Below are 15,600 nucleotides of genomic sequence, written 5' to 3'. Positions count from 1 at the left end.
CCGAGCGGGCCGGCGCGGCAGCCGCTTGGAGCAGGCTGCCGCGCGATGTCGGGCGGGGTATGGCGGGGTGTGCGCGACCGAAACCGTTACGCGAGCGGCGTCACGCGAATGCGCAGCGCAGCGGTTTCGGTCGCGCCCGGTGCGACGTGGCGCAGGCCGAGGCCGTTGTGAATCGCGTCCGGCAGCCCGAGCCACGGCTCGACGCAGTAGAAATCCGATCCGGGCGCCTCGGTCCACGTCGTCACCGCATACCACGGCGCCGAGCCCGGGCGGTTCAGGTCGATCTCGACCGCATGCCCGCGGCCGGCCATCAGCACGCGCACCGGCTCGGCGGGGACGCCGCCCAGGCAGTGGAAGCGATCGAGAATGCTCGCGTCGTCGAGCGTGTAGCGGGGCAGGCCCGCCTCGGGCGCGCCGATCGAGCCGTCGTCCAGTTGGCGGCGGCGTTGCGTCGGCGGCAGCTCGAGCACGGTCGACACGCGCTCGGCGTGCGGCAGCGCGAAATAGAAATGATGGCCGGCATAGTGCGGCAGCGGTGCGTCGCCGAGATTGGTCGTGGTCAGCTCGACGTCGAGCGTGCGCTCGTCGACGAGCCGGTAGCGTGCGGCGAAGCGGAATTCGAACGGGAAGCCGGCGCGCGTGCGATCGCTGCTTTCGAGCGTCAGCGTGACGCCTTGGCCGTCGGCGTCCGTTTGCGCGTCGAACGGCAGATCGCGCGCGAAGCCGTGCATCGGCAGTTCACGGACGACGCCCGCGCCGTCGCGCCAGAAGCCGATTCGTCCGTCGACCCGGTGACGGCCGAGAAACGGGAACAACAGCGGATTGCCGCCGCGGATCTTCGCCGGATTGGACCAGTCTGCGGCTTGCGGCCAGAAGACGATGCTCGCGTCGCCGATACTCCATGACAGCAGCCGACCGCCCGCTTGGGGCGCGACGCGCGCGAGCGACGCGCCGGCGGTGAGTTCGAGGATGTCCTGGTTCTGAAAAGAAGGCATGATGGCAGCCGTCGGCGTTCTCTGGGGTAGGGCCGCCAAGGATAGCGGAATCGCCGCGGGCCGGGGCGGCGCGTCGGTGCGGCAGATGACGGCGGCTACGGGAAAGCGCGCATGCGGGAAACCGAGAATGTCAAAAATGGCAAGCTGTAAGGACAATGACGCGGACCGGTCATTTTTTTAGCGCCGGATCTGTATCTAACAAGGAGCGAACATGGATCTGGCAACTGCGATGGCCCTTACGCTGTTCGGCATGTTCACCGGCAGCACCGTGCTGTTCTTCTACAAGGTCGGCCGCTGATTCGCCGCCTGTCGTCCGGGAAGCATTGTCGCGACGCGCGGCAACTCGCTTTCGCTCAAGCTTTCAATTGAATTAAAGATGTATCTGGCTGTTAGCCAGATGCCCGATTCGCGCCAAACGCCTTGGCGCGGTCACGCTCGCTCGGCATAATCGGGGCGCGGTTTTTCGGGCGGCGCGGCGATCCGCACGACGCCGTTTCCGTCTGTTCTCCTCGCTTAACCCTCTCCGACAAAAGGACCGACGCGTGAGCCTCTGGTTTCTGGTATTTCTGAGCGTCCTGCAGGGCGTCACCGAACTCTTTCCCGTCAGCAGTCTGGGGCATACGCTCCTCGTCCCCGCGCTTTTCGGCATGCACATCGACAAGCATGCGCCGCAATTGCTGCCGTTCCTCGTCGCGCTGCACCTCGGCACCGCGTTCGCGCTGCTGTGGTACTTCCGCGAGCGCTGGATCGCGCTGATCGCCGGCTTCTTCGCGTCGCTGAACGGGCGCAAGAACGACGAGGGCCATTTGATGTGGGCGCTCATCATCGGCACCATTCCGGCGGGGCTCGTCGGGCTGCTGCTCGAAAAACGCATCGAGCGGGTGTTCCACGACTTGCGCATCGTCGCGATCGCGCTGATCGTCAACGGCATCCTGCTGTGGCTCGGCGATCGCATCCAGCGCGCGCGCGCGCATCAACCGCCCGAAAAGCTGACGTTCAAGCAGGCGTTTTTCGTCGGTCTCGCGCAGGTCGGCGCGCTGATCCCGGGCTTCTCGCGCAGCGGCCTGACGATGATCGCCGGCAACGCGGCGGGGCTCACGGCGGAGAAGGCGGCGGAATTCTCGTTCCTGCTCGGCACGCCGATCATCTTCGCGGCGGGGCTGCTCGAACTGCCGAAGCTCTTTCATGCGCCCGATCAACTCGCCGACGCGCTGCTGGGCGGCGTGCTGACCGCGATTGCCGCGTATCTGAGCGTGCGTTTCCTGATGCGCTACTTCGAAGGGCGCGGGCGGCTCGCGTCGTTCGGCTTGTACTGCGTGCTCGCGGGCCTGCTCTGCCTCGGCTGGTTCATGTTCCACACGCAGCCGGTTTGATGCGCGATTGGCGTTTTCGATCGCTTCCACGAAGCGATCGGGTATAATTGCCGGCTCGGTTTTTGCCGGGATCGTTGCGGGATTTTTTTGCAGTTGCCGGCGGCGTCCGGCAGCCTCCCGCAGCGTCAAATGCGCGGCGCTTGCCGCCATCTTCCTCCTCCGCGACCGCCCTTAGCTCAGTCGGATAGAGCAACGGCCTTCTAAGCCGTAGGTCACACGTTCGAATCGTGTAGGGCGGGCCAGAATTCTTCGCTTATTCAAGCACTTACGCTCTGCACACGTTCGCCCACATCCGACGGGTTGCAGGGGCCAATCACAATTCACTGTGACTGGAGTGTGACCGGATTCTAGCTCCGACTGCTCGCCATCTGCCACCTCCCGACCCAAATTTGCTTTGCTTATCTGCGGGCAGTCACGCCGCCCGCTCGCGCCTGCGCTCCCCCGTGCGGGCCTGCGCGTGTGCGCGTTCAGAAGGACGCGTGCGCGGGCGAGCGATAGCTCCATTGCAGCGCTGCGGACTGCCTCGGCCGGGCAGTTGACAAAGCACATGCTGAAAGGATAACGACAGCCCTTGAGACAGTTTGGAGACGGTCATGCATTCCACGGTTAGCCGGAAGGGCCGGGAAGGGCGCAGCGGGGGGCTGTGATCGCGTCCTGAGCGTATCAGGTGCGGATAGTTCAGCACAAGCTGGACGCTGGCGCTTAGGCTCGCGGCGCTGCGCGTGTGGGCGGGCATCTGTCCTCTTTTGATTTCATTCCCCTCTAAAGACATGCGCCGCATCTATTGCCAGCAGCCCAGCAGCAGCCCGCCGAGCGAGCAGCAGCCGGACTCTGCCCAGCCTGCCGAGCAGCCCGGACAGAAAGCTGTCTGCCCTGAGCCTAGGAATAGGCACGGGAAAGCCTTGTGAAGCGAGCGCATGACAAATGCCGAACAAACAGCCTGACAGAGCTTACAGGTAGGCGACGGATACCATGCAAGATACTGTACATCCATACAGTATCCACCATAGAATAGCCTCCCAGCGCACGCTACAGGCTGAGACACTCGGGCAGTGACCTAGAGAACCCGCCCAGCGCTGATATGCGATGGAGACAATAAAAGGCAGTTGACATTTGGCTAAATGATAGGTAAAGTTCGATCCATGCTGAACGCAGCGCTGAACAGACGAACGCCTAGCCCTACCGGCAGCAAGTAGACAATGAGGCGATGCAGGCAGCAGCCGGAGAAATTCGGAGACATAAAGGGCAGTTGACAAACGGTGATGCAGTCTGTAAGATGCGAACCATGCTGAAACGAAGCGAAAGCGACGAATCAGCGAGCAGTAAGGCAGGACGAGTGGGCTACGGAGCGTAGCTGGCTCGGTGGATGGCTGGTTGCAGGTTCCGGATGCGAGTGTGTGCGTCATAGCACTACGAGCGGATGGTTCTGAATGCCTTCCTGATGCGAAGCGCTCATTAACAATGTGCTTGATGGCCCGCGTCCAGCTACGGCCGACTTAACTGTCGGCAGAGAAGCGGCGGCGAACCATCAGATTCCTAGAGAATGACCTAGACACCGGCCTAGTTGTATTGGCTGCTGATTCTAGGCTTTGACAGGGATTCATTAAGCGGCCTAGCGGCAGTCTAGCTAGGGACTACAGGCTCCTGATTGCACCTCGTAGCGTGGCGAACCGACTCTCTAGCTCGGGTAGCGCATGTGAAGGGCACTCACGGCGTGCGGTACGTGACGTGATGACGGCTCGGCCGCTTAATGAATCTTTGTCTGACATTGCCTGAGCGTCGGCCACTGAGCGGGCGCTGAGGCAATTTTTGACGCCTGCATACCGTAGAATGCGGGTATTGACCACTGAGGCCATCATGAAACTACGGAAGATCACCAACAACGCCCGCGAGCTTTTGCTTCCGGGTGGCGTTCGTGTCCTGTTCAGCTACGAAGACGCCGTTGCGGCTTACCACCCCGACATGGGCTGGATCAAGTCTTCGTCCGAAATGACGAAGGCGACCGCATTCGTCGTCAAGGAGTGGCTGTACGAGCAAGATGCCGAGAACGTGCGCCCTGTCGATCAGGCCGTTCTCGATACCTTACTCGTGAAGTAAGTGTATCGGCGACTCCGAGAGGATCGCTAGGACCGCCGCGAGGCGGGTGAACAGTTGAGTGACTAGTCCGACGAGCGGCCACCTTTGAGGTGGCTTTTCTTTGGCCTCTTATGCTCAGTAGTCCTTATCTGGAGTCGCCATGTACAACGGGCACAAGAACTGGCATCACTGGAATGTGAGTCTGTGGATTAACAACGATGGGTGGCTGTACAACGAAGCACGTCGTTGTGTTCGCGGCTCCCGCAACAAGCGCGTAGCGGCAGAGTATCTGCTCATGACCTTGACGGAATGTGGAATCACGCACACGCCGGACGGGGCACCGTACGGCGTTAGCAGCATCCGCGCCGCAATGGTTGGCATGTAAGGAGGCGGGACATGTCGCGTGATAAGAACGTCGAGTTCCTGACGAAGCTCCACGCTCTGCTCGCTGAGTATGGCGCGTCCATTGCGTGGTCGTGCAGCCCATACAGTGACACGCACGGCATTTACGACGAGGCCATGACCATAGAGGTTGGCAATAAAGAAATCGCCCGTACCGAAAGCGGATGCGGATGGCTGGATGCTTGTCAACTGAAGTGCATCATCGGAGGCTGATCGATAGCTTTCTGGCTGTAAGGTAGAATCGCGGGCTCCTTTCATCACGGGAACCCGCATGAAGCAGCTCATCTGTTGGGCCATCCTTCTCGGATGGCTCTACTTCTGGCTCGTCGGCCTTCCCACTCTCGGGAACTGGCTGACGAAATGAAACACCTCTGCATCCTCTCTACGGCGGTCTTGCTATCGGCCTGCTCGCATACTCCGGTGTGCGGCTCGGTGGGTGCCGCCATGCTTACTGGCGGCGCTTCGTGCCTGTTCCATCACGGGCAGGATGAAGCTGAGGCGGATAAGCAACCCAAGCGCGACGAAGACGCGAACTGAATCATCCAGCTACAGGCTCGCACAGCGGGCTTGTGTCGGGCTGATTCGCCCGGTTGTATCTTCGACCCTTCAATTCACTGGACGGCGCATGACGCCCGATAGGAGCCAATATGACGTACCTCTCGAATGCCGCAATGGACAAGGCAATCAAGTCCATCACCACTCGCGGCGTGAAACTCCAGAATGACATCCAGCAAGTCGGCCTGTCGGCCATCAACGCAGTCGCCGAGCACGGCAACACGTTCTACGTGAACAAGCTGTTCGCCGCCGTCCGTGAATTGAAGGGTTCCCGCTCGTCCGCTCTCGCCGAGTGGTTCCTGCTGTACGGCAAGGTCAAGGCGAACACTGACCCGAAGACCAAGCTCGACACGCCGTTCGTGTTCGACCGGGAAGGCGTGGCCGATCTCGAAGAAGCGGCTCTGAATCCGTGGCACTCGCTCGGCAAGAAAGAGCGCGACCCGGACGAGCTGTTCGACGTGAATGGCGCTGTGCGCTCGCTGCTCAGCAAGATCAAGCGTGCTGGCGCGAAGACGAACAATCCTGAGCTGACCAAGGCGCTGCTCGCTGTCGGCGATCTCGTCAAGTCCGAAGACGCAAAGTCCAAGGCGTAAGCCTCTCCTCGGCCGCGCTAGTCGGCCATCCATTTCTCATCGAAGGGCGCATGACGCCTGCCGGGAGCCTGCAATGCAATTCCATCTGAACATCGGCCTTGCCCGCAATGACGGAAGGCCGGACAACACCATCCTGCATACCGTCGCGACGCTTAATCGATTCGGTTTCCTCATCGTTACGGCAGACATTCAACAGTCAGCCACCGAACAGACCCTCTGTGCCGCAGTCAAGTACACCGGCAGGGCACCGACTGCCGCCACCCATGCGCTCGCTGCCGAGCTGGCGCAAGACTGCATAGCCAAGGCCGAGATCGACTGGACCGGCAAGATCACCGGCCAGCTCGTCGGCCCCCAACGCTGCGAAGTGGGTGCATTTGATTCGAAGTTCTTCCTTTTCCCTCGTCACTCGGAGGCAGCATGAGCATGACTCGTCAGCCCAATCTCAAGGCGCGCATCGCGCACAATCTCAAGACTCACACGATCACCAAGCCGACCGGCAAGCGCATCACCGTGCCGTCGTCGGACAAGTACGTTGCCGAGCGCGTGCTCGGTAGCGCAATGGGGCTGGCCTTCGCTCAGGCACTCGTCGGGAGGATCGCATGAAGCGCTTCTACGACGTTTCGCCGACCGGCTCGCTCGTCCCACTGAGCAAGCGCGCTGCGCTGGCTATCGATCCGACTATCGTGCCGCGTGCTCACCTTTCCCATGAGCCGATCCAGCGCGATCGCTCGCGTTCCAAGGGGCACATCACGAACGTTCGCCGCAAACAGCGCGAGGCGAAGCGCGGACTGGAGGCACTGTTCGCATGACCGAAGCCAAGTACACCGGCCATCTGCCGAACAGCGGCTGGGCCGTGCTCGACGCCTCGACTGGCGGCTTGCAAGGGCACTCCATCGGCGGCTCGTATCCGTTCGCCGTCGTCGGGTGTCAAGTCCTCCACCTCGGCGACACCGAACGGACGAGTGAGAGCACGCGCTTCTACGTGATCTGTTGCGTGACCGGCCAAATCTACGCTCGCCGGGCGAGCGGCTCGACCTTCTACACGTCCCTTGCGGCGCATGAAGTCGCGGCGTGCCTCGCTCGCGGCGAAAGCCACCCGGATGGCTGGGGCGTGGTATGGAACCCGTGTTGATTGTTGCCGCAGCCATCGGCCTCGTCGTTATCGGCTGGCTGTGGGGCTATGACATCGGCTATTGGGATCGAGTTACGGACGAGAACTCGGCCCACCTTCGATCCAGAATCTACAAGGAGCAGTGATGCGCCAGAAATACCAGACGAACGCTCCCGAGCAGGGCAACCCGCACCAACCGTTCAGCGTGCAAGGCAAGGGCGACGGCTGGGCCGTGCTCGACGCCTCGACTGGCGGTTGGACCCGCACCTTCAACACGTACAAGGAGGCCGAGACGAAGGCCAAGGAGCTGTTCGAGAACAAGCAGCGCGAGGCAGCGGCCAACGTGAAAGCGTTCTTCGACTCCCGGAGCGCAGCATGATCGTAGTCCGTACCCTCTCGACCGTGGGCGGTATCCGCACGAGATACAGCCAGCGACGCGCCGACCGCAAGGCCCGTACTCGCGGCTACCGCAATGCTCAGGCATGGGCGCTGGCCGTGATCGAGCGGCAGCTCAAGCTCCAGAGTGCCGAAGCCGCGCGTGACGTGGACTATGGCGACGCTGAGCTGCGTGTCGCAGCACTGGAGGCCGCGTGAAGGATTTCCTCGGTCGCGAGGTGAAGGTGGGCGACACTGTAGCCTTCGCACAGACGGGATACAGGGACCTCCTCACGGGCAACGTCACCAAGCTGTCGCCGAAGACCGCGCTCATCAACGTCACGGGCCGCAAGGATTGGGCCGGACGCCCGGGGCAGACTCGTCGCGAGTCGTCCCACATGGTGCTCATCGAGAGCAAGGCGTAAGCATCAAACTGCCTGACCGCCGCGTGCTTATGTCAGGTGCGCGGCCATCCAATATTCCATCAATCCGATTTCAAGGAGCATGACTCTTATGAAGCTGTCCGCAATCATTACCGCAACCACCCGCAAGCTGCACGGCCTTGCTGTTCGTGCTCACGTCGCATCGCTGCGCCTGACGGTCGCTACCGCCGAAGCCGAGAAGCGCATCGCACTCAAGGTCGAGGAGATGACCCGCGACTACGTGAAGAAGGCCGAGGCCGTCGCCCGCGACGCCGAGCGCGACGCTGATCGTGCCATCCTCCATGCCAACAACGTCCGCGCCGCTGCTGCTCAGGAAGCGGCGAGCCTCGGAGGTGCCCTGTAATGACGAATCCGTTCAAGAAGGGCGACAAGGTTCGCTGCCTCAAATCGTGGGGCGAGGAAGGGTTGCACATCACGGAGGGGCGCGTGTACGAGGTCACGAAAGACGATAAGGCGTACGTCTACGTGACTCGCGACAATGGCGAACGTGACGGCGGCTATTTTGCAAGCAGCTTCGAGCTGGCGAAGGCCGAGCCTGCTGAGCAGCAGATCAGCACGGAGTTCGAGATTCGCTGGCACCGTACGGGGGCCACGGGCACGGCTCGGCCGATGAGCGGCCGCGTCATTTCGCGGCGGCCGACTCAGCAGCTCGCCGAGGATTTCATCCGCGATAACGCAGGCAACTACGCTGCTGGCGAGTTCAGCATCACGCAGGTCACGGTGCTGAAGCGCATCCAGCAGGTTCGCCGAGTGAAGCGTGTCCCGGCCATGACCTACAAGCTGGAGGACGCATGACGACAAAGGTAACGGTCGAGTCGTACATGCGTGCTCACTTCCCGGCGTCGGCTATGAAGCTTACGGGTTTCGAGCTGGGGCGGGCGGCAGCGGCGCGATGGCGCGAGCAGCACGACGGTGAGCAGCCCGAGCGTAAGCAGTCCGGCAAGAACTTCCGGGCGCAGTACGACGACACGTGGCTGAACCTCAACGCCCAGCAGATCATCCAGCTCGCGAAGGAGCGGCGTAAGCCGAAGCACTGATGGCGGAAGCGTGGCTGCGTGCCGCGCAACGCCTCAAGCTCGGGCAGAAAGGCCGAGCATTCCACGGCTGTTCCGGGTCCAGCTCCGGACCCACGCTGCTCATCAGCAACGACCGTGAGAAGTGGTCAGGCTGGTGCTTCCGCTGTCACGAGACGGTGATTGAGTGGAAGCCAGTGGAGAGCTTCGCTGAGCGGGTCAAGCGCATGCGAGAGGAGCAGGCGGCTGATGAGGAAGCGGCAACGACCGCATCCCCGCCTCAGCCTGCGAACTTCGACATCGATACCTGGCCTATCGAGGCTCGCCTCTGGCTCCTCAAAGCGTCCGTAGGGCGCTCGGAAGTCGGCAAGCTAGGTGCGTACCACCATGCCCGTACGAACCGCGTGGTGCTGCCTGTAGTTGACGCTGGGCGCATCGTGTACTGGCAGGCTCGCTCGGTTGACGGGCGGGAGCCGAAGTACATCGGTGCGGCCATCGACAAGCGGCACATCGTTGCGGCGTACGGGCAGGGCGATCCAGTGCTGGTCGAGGACATCCTCTCTGCGTTTCGTGTCGGCGAATCCGGCGACGCGCAGGGCATGGCGATCCTCGGCACGGCGCTGAACGACAAGGTACTTGCCCGACTCATCCAGCAGCAGCGTCCGGTCACGGTATGGCTGGACCCGGATAGCGCGGGCCGCGAGGCAGCGCGCGGCATCGTCAAGAGACTGTCCCTTGTCGGACTGAATCATCGTCAGATCGTAACCCTCCGTGATCCAAAGCTACTAAGCAAAGGAGAGATTCAATCGCTATTGACAGCAGCCTTTTGAGGCTACTGCGAACGCGGGAACAGTACGAACGCTTGATTAACTTCGTGCCGCTGGACTCTCTGGAGCTGGCGACACGAACGATTCTCAAAGATTACGGGAAGTTCTTCCGTGCCAATCCTGAGACGCAGGGCATCGACCCGTCAGCGTTCCTGTCCTACTTCGCATTACTCCATCCGAAACTACAACCCGAGAACATGACGGTCTTCCGTGCCGCCATTCTCGATTCAGTGAACCCGCCGCCGCCCGGAACTGAGGACGGTATCCGCGAGCGCTTGGTATCGCTCGCCACGGCAACGAAGCTACAGACCGCGCTCGAAGGATTCAACGACGGCGAGGTGGACCTTACCGCCGCGCTGCGGTCCCTCGCTGAGCAGCATGAGACGTGGATCGCAAGGGAGAAGAAGTTCCCGAAGGTTAAGGCCCGCATCGAGGACATGCTTGAGGAGACGGCGAACGACACCGGCCTTCACTGGCGGTTGAACTGTCTGAACGAAAGCATGACGCCCGCGCAAGCTGGCGACTTCATCGTCGTTGCGGCCCGCGTGGACAGCGGGAAGTCCACGTTCTTTGCGAGCGAGCTTACGTACATGGCCCCGCAGGTTGACGTGGTGTGGCCCGGACGTGACCGCCCGATCATCGTGTTGAACAACGAGGGACCGGGCAAGAGGCTGCGTCATCGCCTGTTCAACGCAGCGCTGGGCGTAGACAACGCGGAACTTGTGGAGAAGTCCCGCGCGGGAACCGTCTATCAAGGATACCTGAAGGCCATTGGCGGCACCGACCGCATCATCGTGTTCGACGTACACGACTACACCATGTCGCGCCTTGAGGAAATCATCAAGGAGCTTGATCCGGCAGTAGTCGTGTACGACATGTTGGACAACGTGCAGGCGGACATCGGCACGGCAACAAACGGCGGGACGCGTACCGACCAGCTTCTCGAATGGCTGTATCAGCGGGCGCGTGTGCTCGCCGTGAAGTACGAACACGTAGCTATCGCAACGTCGCAGCTCAACGGCGAGGCGGACGGCGAGGTGTTCCCGAAGCTCTCCATGCTGGCGAACAGCAAGACAGGTAAGGCGGGTGCGGCGGATGCCGTCATCATGCTCGGCCGCAGCAACAACGTGGACTTGCAGAACACCCGATTCATAAGCATACCGAAGAACAAGAAGCGCCGCGACGGAGCACCTCAAGACCCGCGCCGCGAAGTCTCGTTCAAGGGATCGATAGCGAGGTTCGAGGACTGATATGGCTGAATGGAAAGAGCTTAACCGACTCACGGCAAAGGGTGCAGGCGGTTGCGCCAGCTCGTACGAGACGCTTATCGAGCGGGATGAAGAAGGATGGTTCTGTATTTCGCAGCAACCTCACGACGGTACGCCGCTTGAGGTCGCCATCCGAGAAGACATTGAAGACCTCGTGATGCTGGACCCGACCGCAGCCCATGCGCTGTATCTCACGTTGAAGGGGCACCTAGAGGAATGACCAATCTGGTCAAGGTATGGGACTTGGAAACCTCCACGAAGGAGGAGTACAAGCGGGTCGCTAACGCATTCAGCCCCGACAACTACATCGTAGCGAACGCGCATCGAGCGTTCAAACTGGTCGGCTCGAAAATGGAGAAGCGAGACGCGGGCGTATTCGCGGCTTACTACCCGGATGCGGCCGGTGTCGATGCCGACCGGGAGGCGCGCATCGCGGCGTGCAAGCGAATGCAGGGCGATGACTGGTTCATCAAGCTGCTCGCAGGCACGAAGATTCTCGCTGGGCACAACATCAAGTTCGACGTGCTGTACGCGCTCGGCAATCCAAACAGCAACCGCGAGGCCAACCGCAAGGCGTGGATGAAGTGGGTCGCCGAAGGTGGCCTCGTATGGGACACGCAGCTCGGCGAGTATCTGCTGAAGGGGCAGGCGCAGGAAGCGCATATGCTCGACCTCGGCACCACAGCAATCGAGCACGGCGGTAACGCCAAGCTGGATGAGGTGAAACTGATGTGGGAGCAGGGCGTCGATACCATCGACATTCCCCGCGACAAGCTGATGGACTACCTCGTCGGGTTCGAGACAAACGGCGAGTGGGAGCACGGCGACATCGGAAACACCGAGCTGATCTTCCGCAGCCAGTACCTCATCGCGAACAAGCGAGGCCAGCTCCGTTCGATCTTCATGAACATGGGCGCGCTCATCTACACCATCGAGTGTGAGCTGAACGGCATGTTCGTGAACCAGACGCTTGCGAAGGAGCTGGCGAAGGAGGTCGAGGACGAGCTGGCCGCGAAGCTGGTCGAGGTGAACAGCTACATCCCGGCGGACCTGCCGTTCGAGTTCAACTGGAATAGTCGCTTCCACAAGTCCGCGCTGATCTTCGGCGGCAAGGTCAAGTACAAAGCCCCGGCTCCGGTGCTGGATGACGAAGGGAACCTCCAGTATTACCAGAAGAAGGAGACGCACTACGTTCTGGAGGACGGCACGACGGCGAGCTTCGAAGACGTGGAGAAGCATGGCCTCGTGGTTGCCACGTACGCGGGCGGCAAGAACAAGGGCGAGCCGAAGACGAAGCAGGTAACGGTGCCCGACAAGGAGCGCGGCCCGAAGACTCGCATCGAAGACCACTTCTACACGTTCGAGGGATACACCAAGGGCGACAAGAAGTGGGAGAGCAGCGAGCCGGGCGTGTACAGCACCGCAGGCGACGTGATCGAAGCTCTCGGAAATCGAGGCATCCCGTTCCTCGACGCGATGGCCCGTGTGCAGGCACTGACGAAAGACCTAGGCACGTACTTCATCCGCTACGACGAGAAGAAGAAGGCGCACGTCGGTATGCTGACGCTTGTGCAGCTTGACAGCATCGTGCATCACATGCTGAACCACACCAACACGGTGACGGGGCGGCTGTCGTCGAGCAATCCGAACCTCCAGAACTTGAGCAAGGGGCAGAAGTCCCGCGTGAAGGAAGTGTTCGAGTCGCGATGGGGCGAGGATGGCGTCATCATCCAGTCCGACTTCAGCTCGCTGGAAGTGTACGTCCAAGCGATTCTGACGAAGGCCGAGAAGCTGATCGAGGACTTGAAGTCGGGCAAGGACATGCACTGCGTGCGTCTCGCTGCGAAGGAAGGCAAGACGTACGAGGAAGTGTACGAGCTGTGCAAGGTCATCGCCGATCCCGAGTGGGACTACAAGCGAACCGGCGCGAAGGTGTTCTCGTTCCAGCGGGCGTATGGTGCAGGCAACAAGACCATCGCGGAGTCCACGGGTATGCCGCTGGAGGAAGTCGAGGCGTTGGCGCAGGCCGAGGACGAGCGCTATCACGAAGTCCCCGCGTACTTCGAGAAGAAGACCGAGGAGATCAAGGCGAGCCGCGAGCCCGCTGGTATCTGGCTGAAGCATCCAGCGAACGGTGCGGACGTGCAGCTCGGCGTCGGGCATAGCCGGACACCGGGTGGCAAGCTCTACACGTACAAGGAGACTCTCGCCCCGGACTTCCTCGTGAAGCGCGGCATCCTCCGCAACTTCATGCCGACCGAGATCAAGAATTACGAAGTGCAGGGTGAGGGCGGAGAGATCGCGAAGGCCGGTATGTGGCTGACGGTGCGTGCGTTCTACACGTACGAGAACTTCAAGATGCTGGCCCTGCTCGTCAATCAGGTGCATGACGCCGAGTACGCCGACGCCCACAAGGACGTTGCCGTGAAGGCAGCAGCCCTGCTCCATGCATGCATGTCCGAGGCATCCAACTTCTTCTCGTGGTTCCTGCAATGGTCGATCCCGCTGCCTGTCCCGACAGACACGGTATGGGGGCCAAACATGGGGACCGAGAACAAGATCGACGATCCCGAGTTCGAGGCGATAGTTGCCAAGGCGCGACCGTGGCTTCGCAAGCAATTCATGAACGGCTACGAGCCGACCTTTACTCACTGATAGGAGAACGCATGACGTTTGATTACCAAGCAGCAATCGCAGCAGCAGCGGCAACCTCGAAGGACATGAACGTCGCATCGAGCGGTGGCGACTACACCCCGCCCGCCGAAGGGGCGTGCCTGCTGCGCCTCGTGGGCTACCTCGAACTCGGTAAGCGAGAAGTCACGTTCCAGAACCAGCCGAAGATCGAAGATTGGGTTCGCCTCGTGTTCGAACTGCACGGCAAGAACTACCCGCTGAACGAACATGGCGACGCTCAGCGCATCAGCATCGATCTGTCGAAGTCGTTGAACGAGAAGGCGCGGTTCTTCAAACTGTTCCGCACGATGAACTACGAGGGCAAGGCGAAGATTTTTGCGGAGCTGCTCGGCGGTGCGTACCGTGGCCGCGTTGTCCACCGTACATACAAGGATCGGCAGGGCAAGGAGCGCGTTGCTGTCGATCTGTACGACCGCACGGCAGGCGCGTTCACCATCGCCCCGCCGATTGTTGAAGACGCTGAGACGGGCGAGAGCCGCCGCGTGAATGTCCCGCCCGCCGTTACCCCGGTGAAACTGTTCTTGTGGGACAGCCCGAGCAAGGGTATGTGGGACAGCATCTACATCGACGGCGAGTACCCAGAGCGCAAGAACGACAAGGGCGAGGTCACGGCACCGGCCCGTTCGAAGAATGTGTTCCAGCTCGCCATCAAGGCTGCGAAGAACTTTAAGGGCTCGCCCATCGAAGCCATCCTCGACGGCATCGACGACGAGGCGCTGAACAGCGTGGGGAAGTCGCCGGAGCAGGCGATTGCGGAGAAGAAGGAAGCTGCGAAGACGAAGGACGCACCGAAGACCGATGACGCCAAACTGCCCGATCCGAAAGCGGACTCGGCATCCACGCTCGAATCCGAGCTGGAGGAGGACGGGCTGGACGACGACCTGCCGTTTTGATGTCCTTCGCGGCTGAGATCGAAGCAGCCGCAGCCAAGGTCGAAGTGGGGGCGATGTCCGACTCGGCGCAAGAGGTTGTGCCGGGCCGGACGCTTCACCTAGACGGCGACTACGCCGCGTACTTCTGCGCTGGTGGCAGCGAGACGCAAGCGGCGACGGCACGCTTCATCACCGATCAGCGCATCGAGACAGCGGCCCGTATGGCGGGCGCTACCCGGTGCGTCATCCACCTGACGCACGCAGCGTCGGACAAGGGCAAGCGGTTCCACGCGGCAACCGTGAAGCCGTATCAAGGGCAACGCCAAGGGCACAAGCCCGTGAACTGGCGCTTCGTCCGCGAATATCTGGAGCTGGCCCCTTACAAGCCGTGGGACAGGCGGCTGTGGCGCGACCGCGAAGCGGACGACGGAATGGGCCTCGCCTCTAACTGTATGAATCCGGTGCGTGATGTGGTGATCCACACCCGCGACAAGGACATGCGGATGCTTCCCGGCACACATCTGACGTGGACTGACTACCTGCTCGTGCATGTGCCGCTCGGCGCTTACGAGGTGATCGGCGCGGATGGTTTGGTGTACGGGACGAAGTGGTTCTGGCTCCAGATGCTTCAAGGCGACTCGGCTGACCATATCCCCGGACTGGAGAAGCATGAAGGCAAGAACTGCGGCGAAGCAACGGCGGCAGAGATGCTGTCGGGTACTCACTCGGATGCAGACGCTTACGAAGTTGTGGCTGCGGCGTACGCAGGAAACTATGGAAGCGAGTGGGCCGACCGTCTTGTTGAGCAGGCCGCCCTACTCTGGATCAGGCGAACCCATGACGCGCCGATTCACGAGTTTATCTCGTGCGTACCAGCAGGCAGTGACTTACTCCCTGCTGTACGGCGGCTACATGATCGAATTCGAATGAAGGAGGTAATCGCCCATGAGGCGACTCAGCAAGACTGAGCTGACTGGCTACCGCAAGCGGTGGCAAAGAGAGA

General features: G+C 61.4%; 24 protein-coding genes and 1 tRNA gene. 24 read left to right on the top strand and 1 reads right to left on the bottom strand.

All coding sequences use genetic code 11. The annotated features are described in order from the left end of the window. Nucleotides 1-86 precede the first annotated feature (86 nt). Nucleotides 87-995 (bottom strand): aldose epimerase family protein, encoded by a 909-nt coding sequence (locus WS78_RS11775; protein WP_059580459.1) that lies wholly within the window; start codon nt 993-995, stop codon nt 87-89. A 542-nt stretch (nt 996-1,537) separates the two neighbouring features. On the opposite strand from WS78_RS11775, the gene WS78_RS11770 reads away from it, so the two are divergent. From WS78_RS11770 to WS78_RS11670, 24 genes are all read left to right on the top strand, one after another. Then, the gene (locus tag WS78_RS11770; RefSeq protein WP_038749841.1) at nt 1,538-2,368 is read left to right on the top strand and encodes an undecaprenyl-diphosphate phosphatase; all 831 of its coding nucleotides are present in this window, start codon (nt 1,538-1,540) and stop codon (nt 2,366-2,368) included. Nucleotides 2,369-2,533: 165 nt separating this feature from the next. Beyond that, nucleotides 2,534-2,610 (top strand) — tRNA-Arg (locus WS78_RS11765). Nucleotides 2,611-4,225: 1,615 nt separating this feature from the next. Further along, nucleotides 4,226-4,465, top strand: coding sequence for a VOC family protein (locus WS78_RS11760; RefSeq protein ID WP_144411944.1), 240 nt, complete (start codon nt 4,226-4,228; stop codon nt 4,463-4,465). Between the two features lie 139 nt (nt 4,466-4,604). Next, nucleotides 4,605-4,829: a DUF7249 family protein gene (locus WS78_RS38510; protein WP_442854962.1), complete on the top strand. Its 225-nt coding sequence runs from the start codon at nt 4,605-4,607 to the stop codon at nt 4,827-4,829. An 11-nt stretch (nt 4,830-4,840) separates the two neighbouring features. Further along, complete coding sequence (locus tag WS78_RS11755; protein WP_059580464.1) at nt 4,841-5,059, top strand: hypothetical protein; 219 nt, start codon at nt 4,841-4,843, stop codon at nt 5,057-5,059. A gap of 147 nt (nt 5,060-5,206) precedes the next feature. Then, complete coding sequence (locus tag WS78_RS35800; protein ID WP_156437467.1) at nt 5,207-5,383, top strand: hypothetical protein; 177 nt, start codon at nt 5,207-5,209, stop codon at nt 5,381-5,383. Between the two features lie 110 nt (nt 5,384-5,493). Continuing rightward, nucleotides 5,494-5,994 (top strand): hypothetical protein, encoded by a 501-nt coding sequence (locus WS78_RS11750; protein ID WP_226377132.1) that lies wholly within the window; start codon nt 5,494-5,496, stop codon nt 5,992-5,994. Nucleotides 5,995-6,067: 73 nt separating this feature from the next. Continuing rightward, complete coding sequence (locus tag WS78_RS11745; RefSeq protein WP_059580466.1) at nt 6,068-6,415, top strand: hypothetical protein; 348 nt, start codon at nt 6,068-6,070, stop codon at nt 6,413-6,415. Then, a complete protein-coding gene (locus tag WS78_RS11740; protein WP_059580469.1) occupies nt 6,412-6,597 on the top strand; it encodes a hypothetical protein in 186 nt (61 codons plus the stop codon). Before WS78_RS11745 ends, WS78_RS11740 begins: the two co-directional genes overlap by 4 nt. Then, nucleotides 6,594-6,803, top strand: a complete 210-nt coding sequence (locus WS78_RS11735; protein ID WP_059580470.1) for a hypothetical protein — start codon at nt 6,594-6,596, stop codon at nt 6,801-6,803. Before WS78_RS11740 ends, WS78_RS11735 begins: the two co-directional genes overlap by 4 nt. Next, nucleotides 6,800-7,126, top strand: a complete 327-nt coding sequence (locus tag WS78_RS11730; RefSeq protein ID WP_059580473.1) for a hypothetical protein — start codon at nt 6,800-6,802, stop codon at nt 7,124-7,126. The genes WS78_RS11735 and WS78_RS11730 overlap by 4 nt, the downstream gene beginning before the upstream one ends. Continuing rightward, nucleotides 7,111-7,251 carry a hypothetical protein gene (locus tag WS78_RS37045; RefSeq protein ID WP_197419424.1) on the top strand — a complete coding sequence of 47 codons (141 nt, stop codon included), beginning with the start codon at nt 7,111-7,113 and terminating at the stop codon, nt 7,249-7,251. Before WS78_RS11730 ends, WS78_RS37045 begins: the two co-directional genes overlap by 16 nt. Next, nucleotides 7,251-7,484: a hypothetical protein gene (locus tag WS78_RS11725; protein WP_059580481.1), complete on the top strand. Its 234-nt coding sequence runs from the start codon at nt 7,251-7,253 to the stop codon at nt 7,482-7,484. The genes WS78_RS37045 and WS78_RS11725 overlap by 1 nt, the downstream gene beginning before the upstream one ends. After that, a complete protein-coding gene (locus WS78_RS11720; protein WP_059580484.1) occupies nt 7,481-7,699 on the top strand; it encodes a hypothetical protein in 219 nt (72 codons plus the stop codon). The genes WS78_RS11725 and WS78_RS11720 overlap by 4 nt, the downstream gene beginning before the upstream one ends. Continuing rightward, nucleotides 7,696-7,905, top strand: a complete 210-nt coding sequence (locus tag WS78_RS11715; RefSeq protein ID WP_059580487.1) for a hypothetical protein — start codon at nt 7,696-7,698, stop codon at nt 7,903-7,905. Before WS78_RS11720 ends, WS78_RS11715 begins: the two co-directional genes overlap by 4 nt. 88 nt (nt 7,906-7,993) lie before the next feature. After that, nucleotides 7,994-8,266: a hypothetical protein gene (locus WS78_RS11710; protein WP_226377131.1), complete on the top strand. Its 273-nt coding sequence runs from the start codon at nt 7,994-7,996 to the stop codon at nt 8,264-8,266. Continuing rightward, nucleotides 8,266-8,718 carry a hypothetical protein gene (locus tag WS78_RS11705; protein ID WP_059608760.1) on the top strand — a complete coding sequence of 151 codons (453 nt, stop codon included), beginning with the start codon at nt 8,266-8,268 and terminating at the stop codon, nt 8,716-8,718. The genes WS78_RS11710 and WS78_RS11705 overlap by 1 nt, the downstream gene beginning before the upstream one ends. Beyond that, complete coding sequence (locus WS78_RS11700) at nt 8,715-8,960, top strand: hypothetical protein (RefSeq protein ID WP_059580498.1); 246 nt, start codon at nt 8,715-8,717, stop codon at nt 8,958-8,960. Before WS78_RS11705 ends, WS78_RS11700 begins: the two co-directional genes overlap by 4 nt. Next, nucleotides 8,960-9,766, top strand: coding sequence for a toprim domain-containing protein (locus WS78_RS11695; protein WP_082717634.1), 807 nt, complete (start codon nt 8,960-8,962; stop codon nt 9,764-9,766). The genes WS78_RS11700 and WS78_RS11695 overlap by 1 nt, the downstream gene beginning before the upstream one ends. Nucleotides 9,767-9,798: 32 nt before the next feature. Next, nucleotides 9,799-11,013 (top strand): DnaB-like helicase C-terminal domain-containing protein, encoded by a 1,215-nt coding sequence (locus tag WS78_RS11690; protein ID WP_059580599.1) that lies wholly within the window; start codon nt 9,799-9,801, stop codon nt 11,011-11,013. A gap of 1 nt (nt 11,014) precedes the next feature. Then, nucleotides 11,015-11,251: a hypothetical protein gene (locus WS78_RS11685; protein ID WP_059580502.1), complete on the top strand. Its 237-nt coding sequence runs from the start codon at nt 11,015-11,017 to the stop codon at nt 11,249-11,251. Next, entirely contained in the window at nt 11,248-13,686 is a 2,439-nt protein-coding gene (locus tag WS78_RS11680; RefSeq protein ID WP_226377130.1) for a DNA polymerase, read from the top strand. The genes WS78_RS11685 and WS78_RS11680 overlap by 4 nt, the downstream gene beginning before the upstream one ends. A gap of 11 nt (nt 13,687-13,697) precedes the next feature. Further along, a complete protein-coding gene (locus tag WS78_RS11675) occupies nt 13,698-14,618 on the top strand; it encodes a hypothetical protein (RefSeq protein WP_156437468.1) in 921 nt (306 codons plus the stop codon). Further along, nucleotides 14,618-15,565 carry a hypothetical protein gene (locus WS78_RS11670; RefSeq protein WP_059580509.1) on the top strand — a complete coding sequence of 316 codons (948 nt, stop codon included), beginning with the start codon at nt 14,618-14,620 and terminating at the stop codon, nt 15,563-15,565. Before WS78_RS11675 ends, WS78_RS11670 begins: the two co-directional genes overlap by 1 nt. Nucleotides 15,566-15,600 lie beyond the last annotated feature (35 nt).

The sequence above is a fragment of the Burkholderia savannae genome (genome assembly GCF_001524445.2).
GTDB classification, from domain to species: Bacteria; Pseudomonadota; Gammaproteobacteria; order Burkholderiales; family Burkholderiaceae; genus Burkholderia; species Burkholderia savannae.
This window is presented reverse-complemented; position numbering and strand designations above follow the sequence as displayed.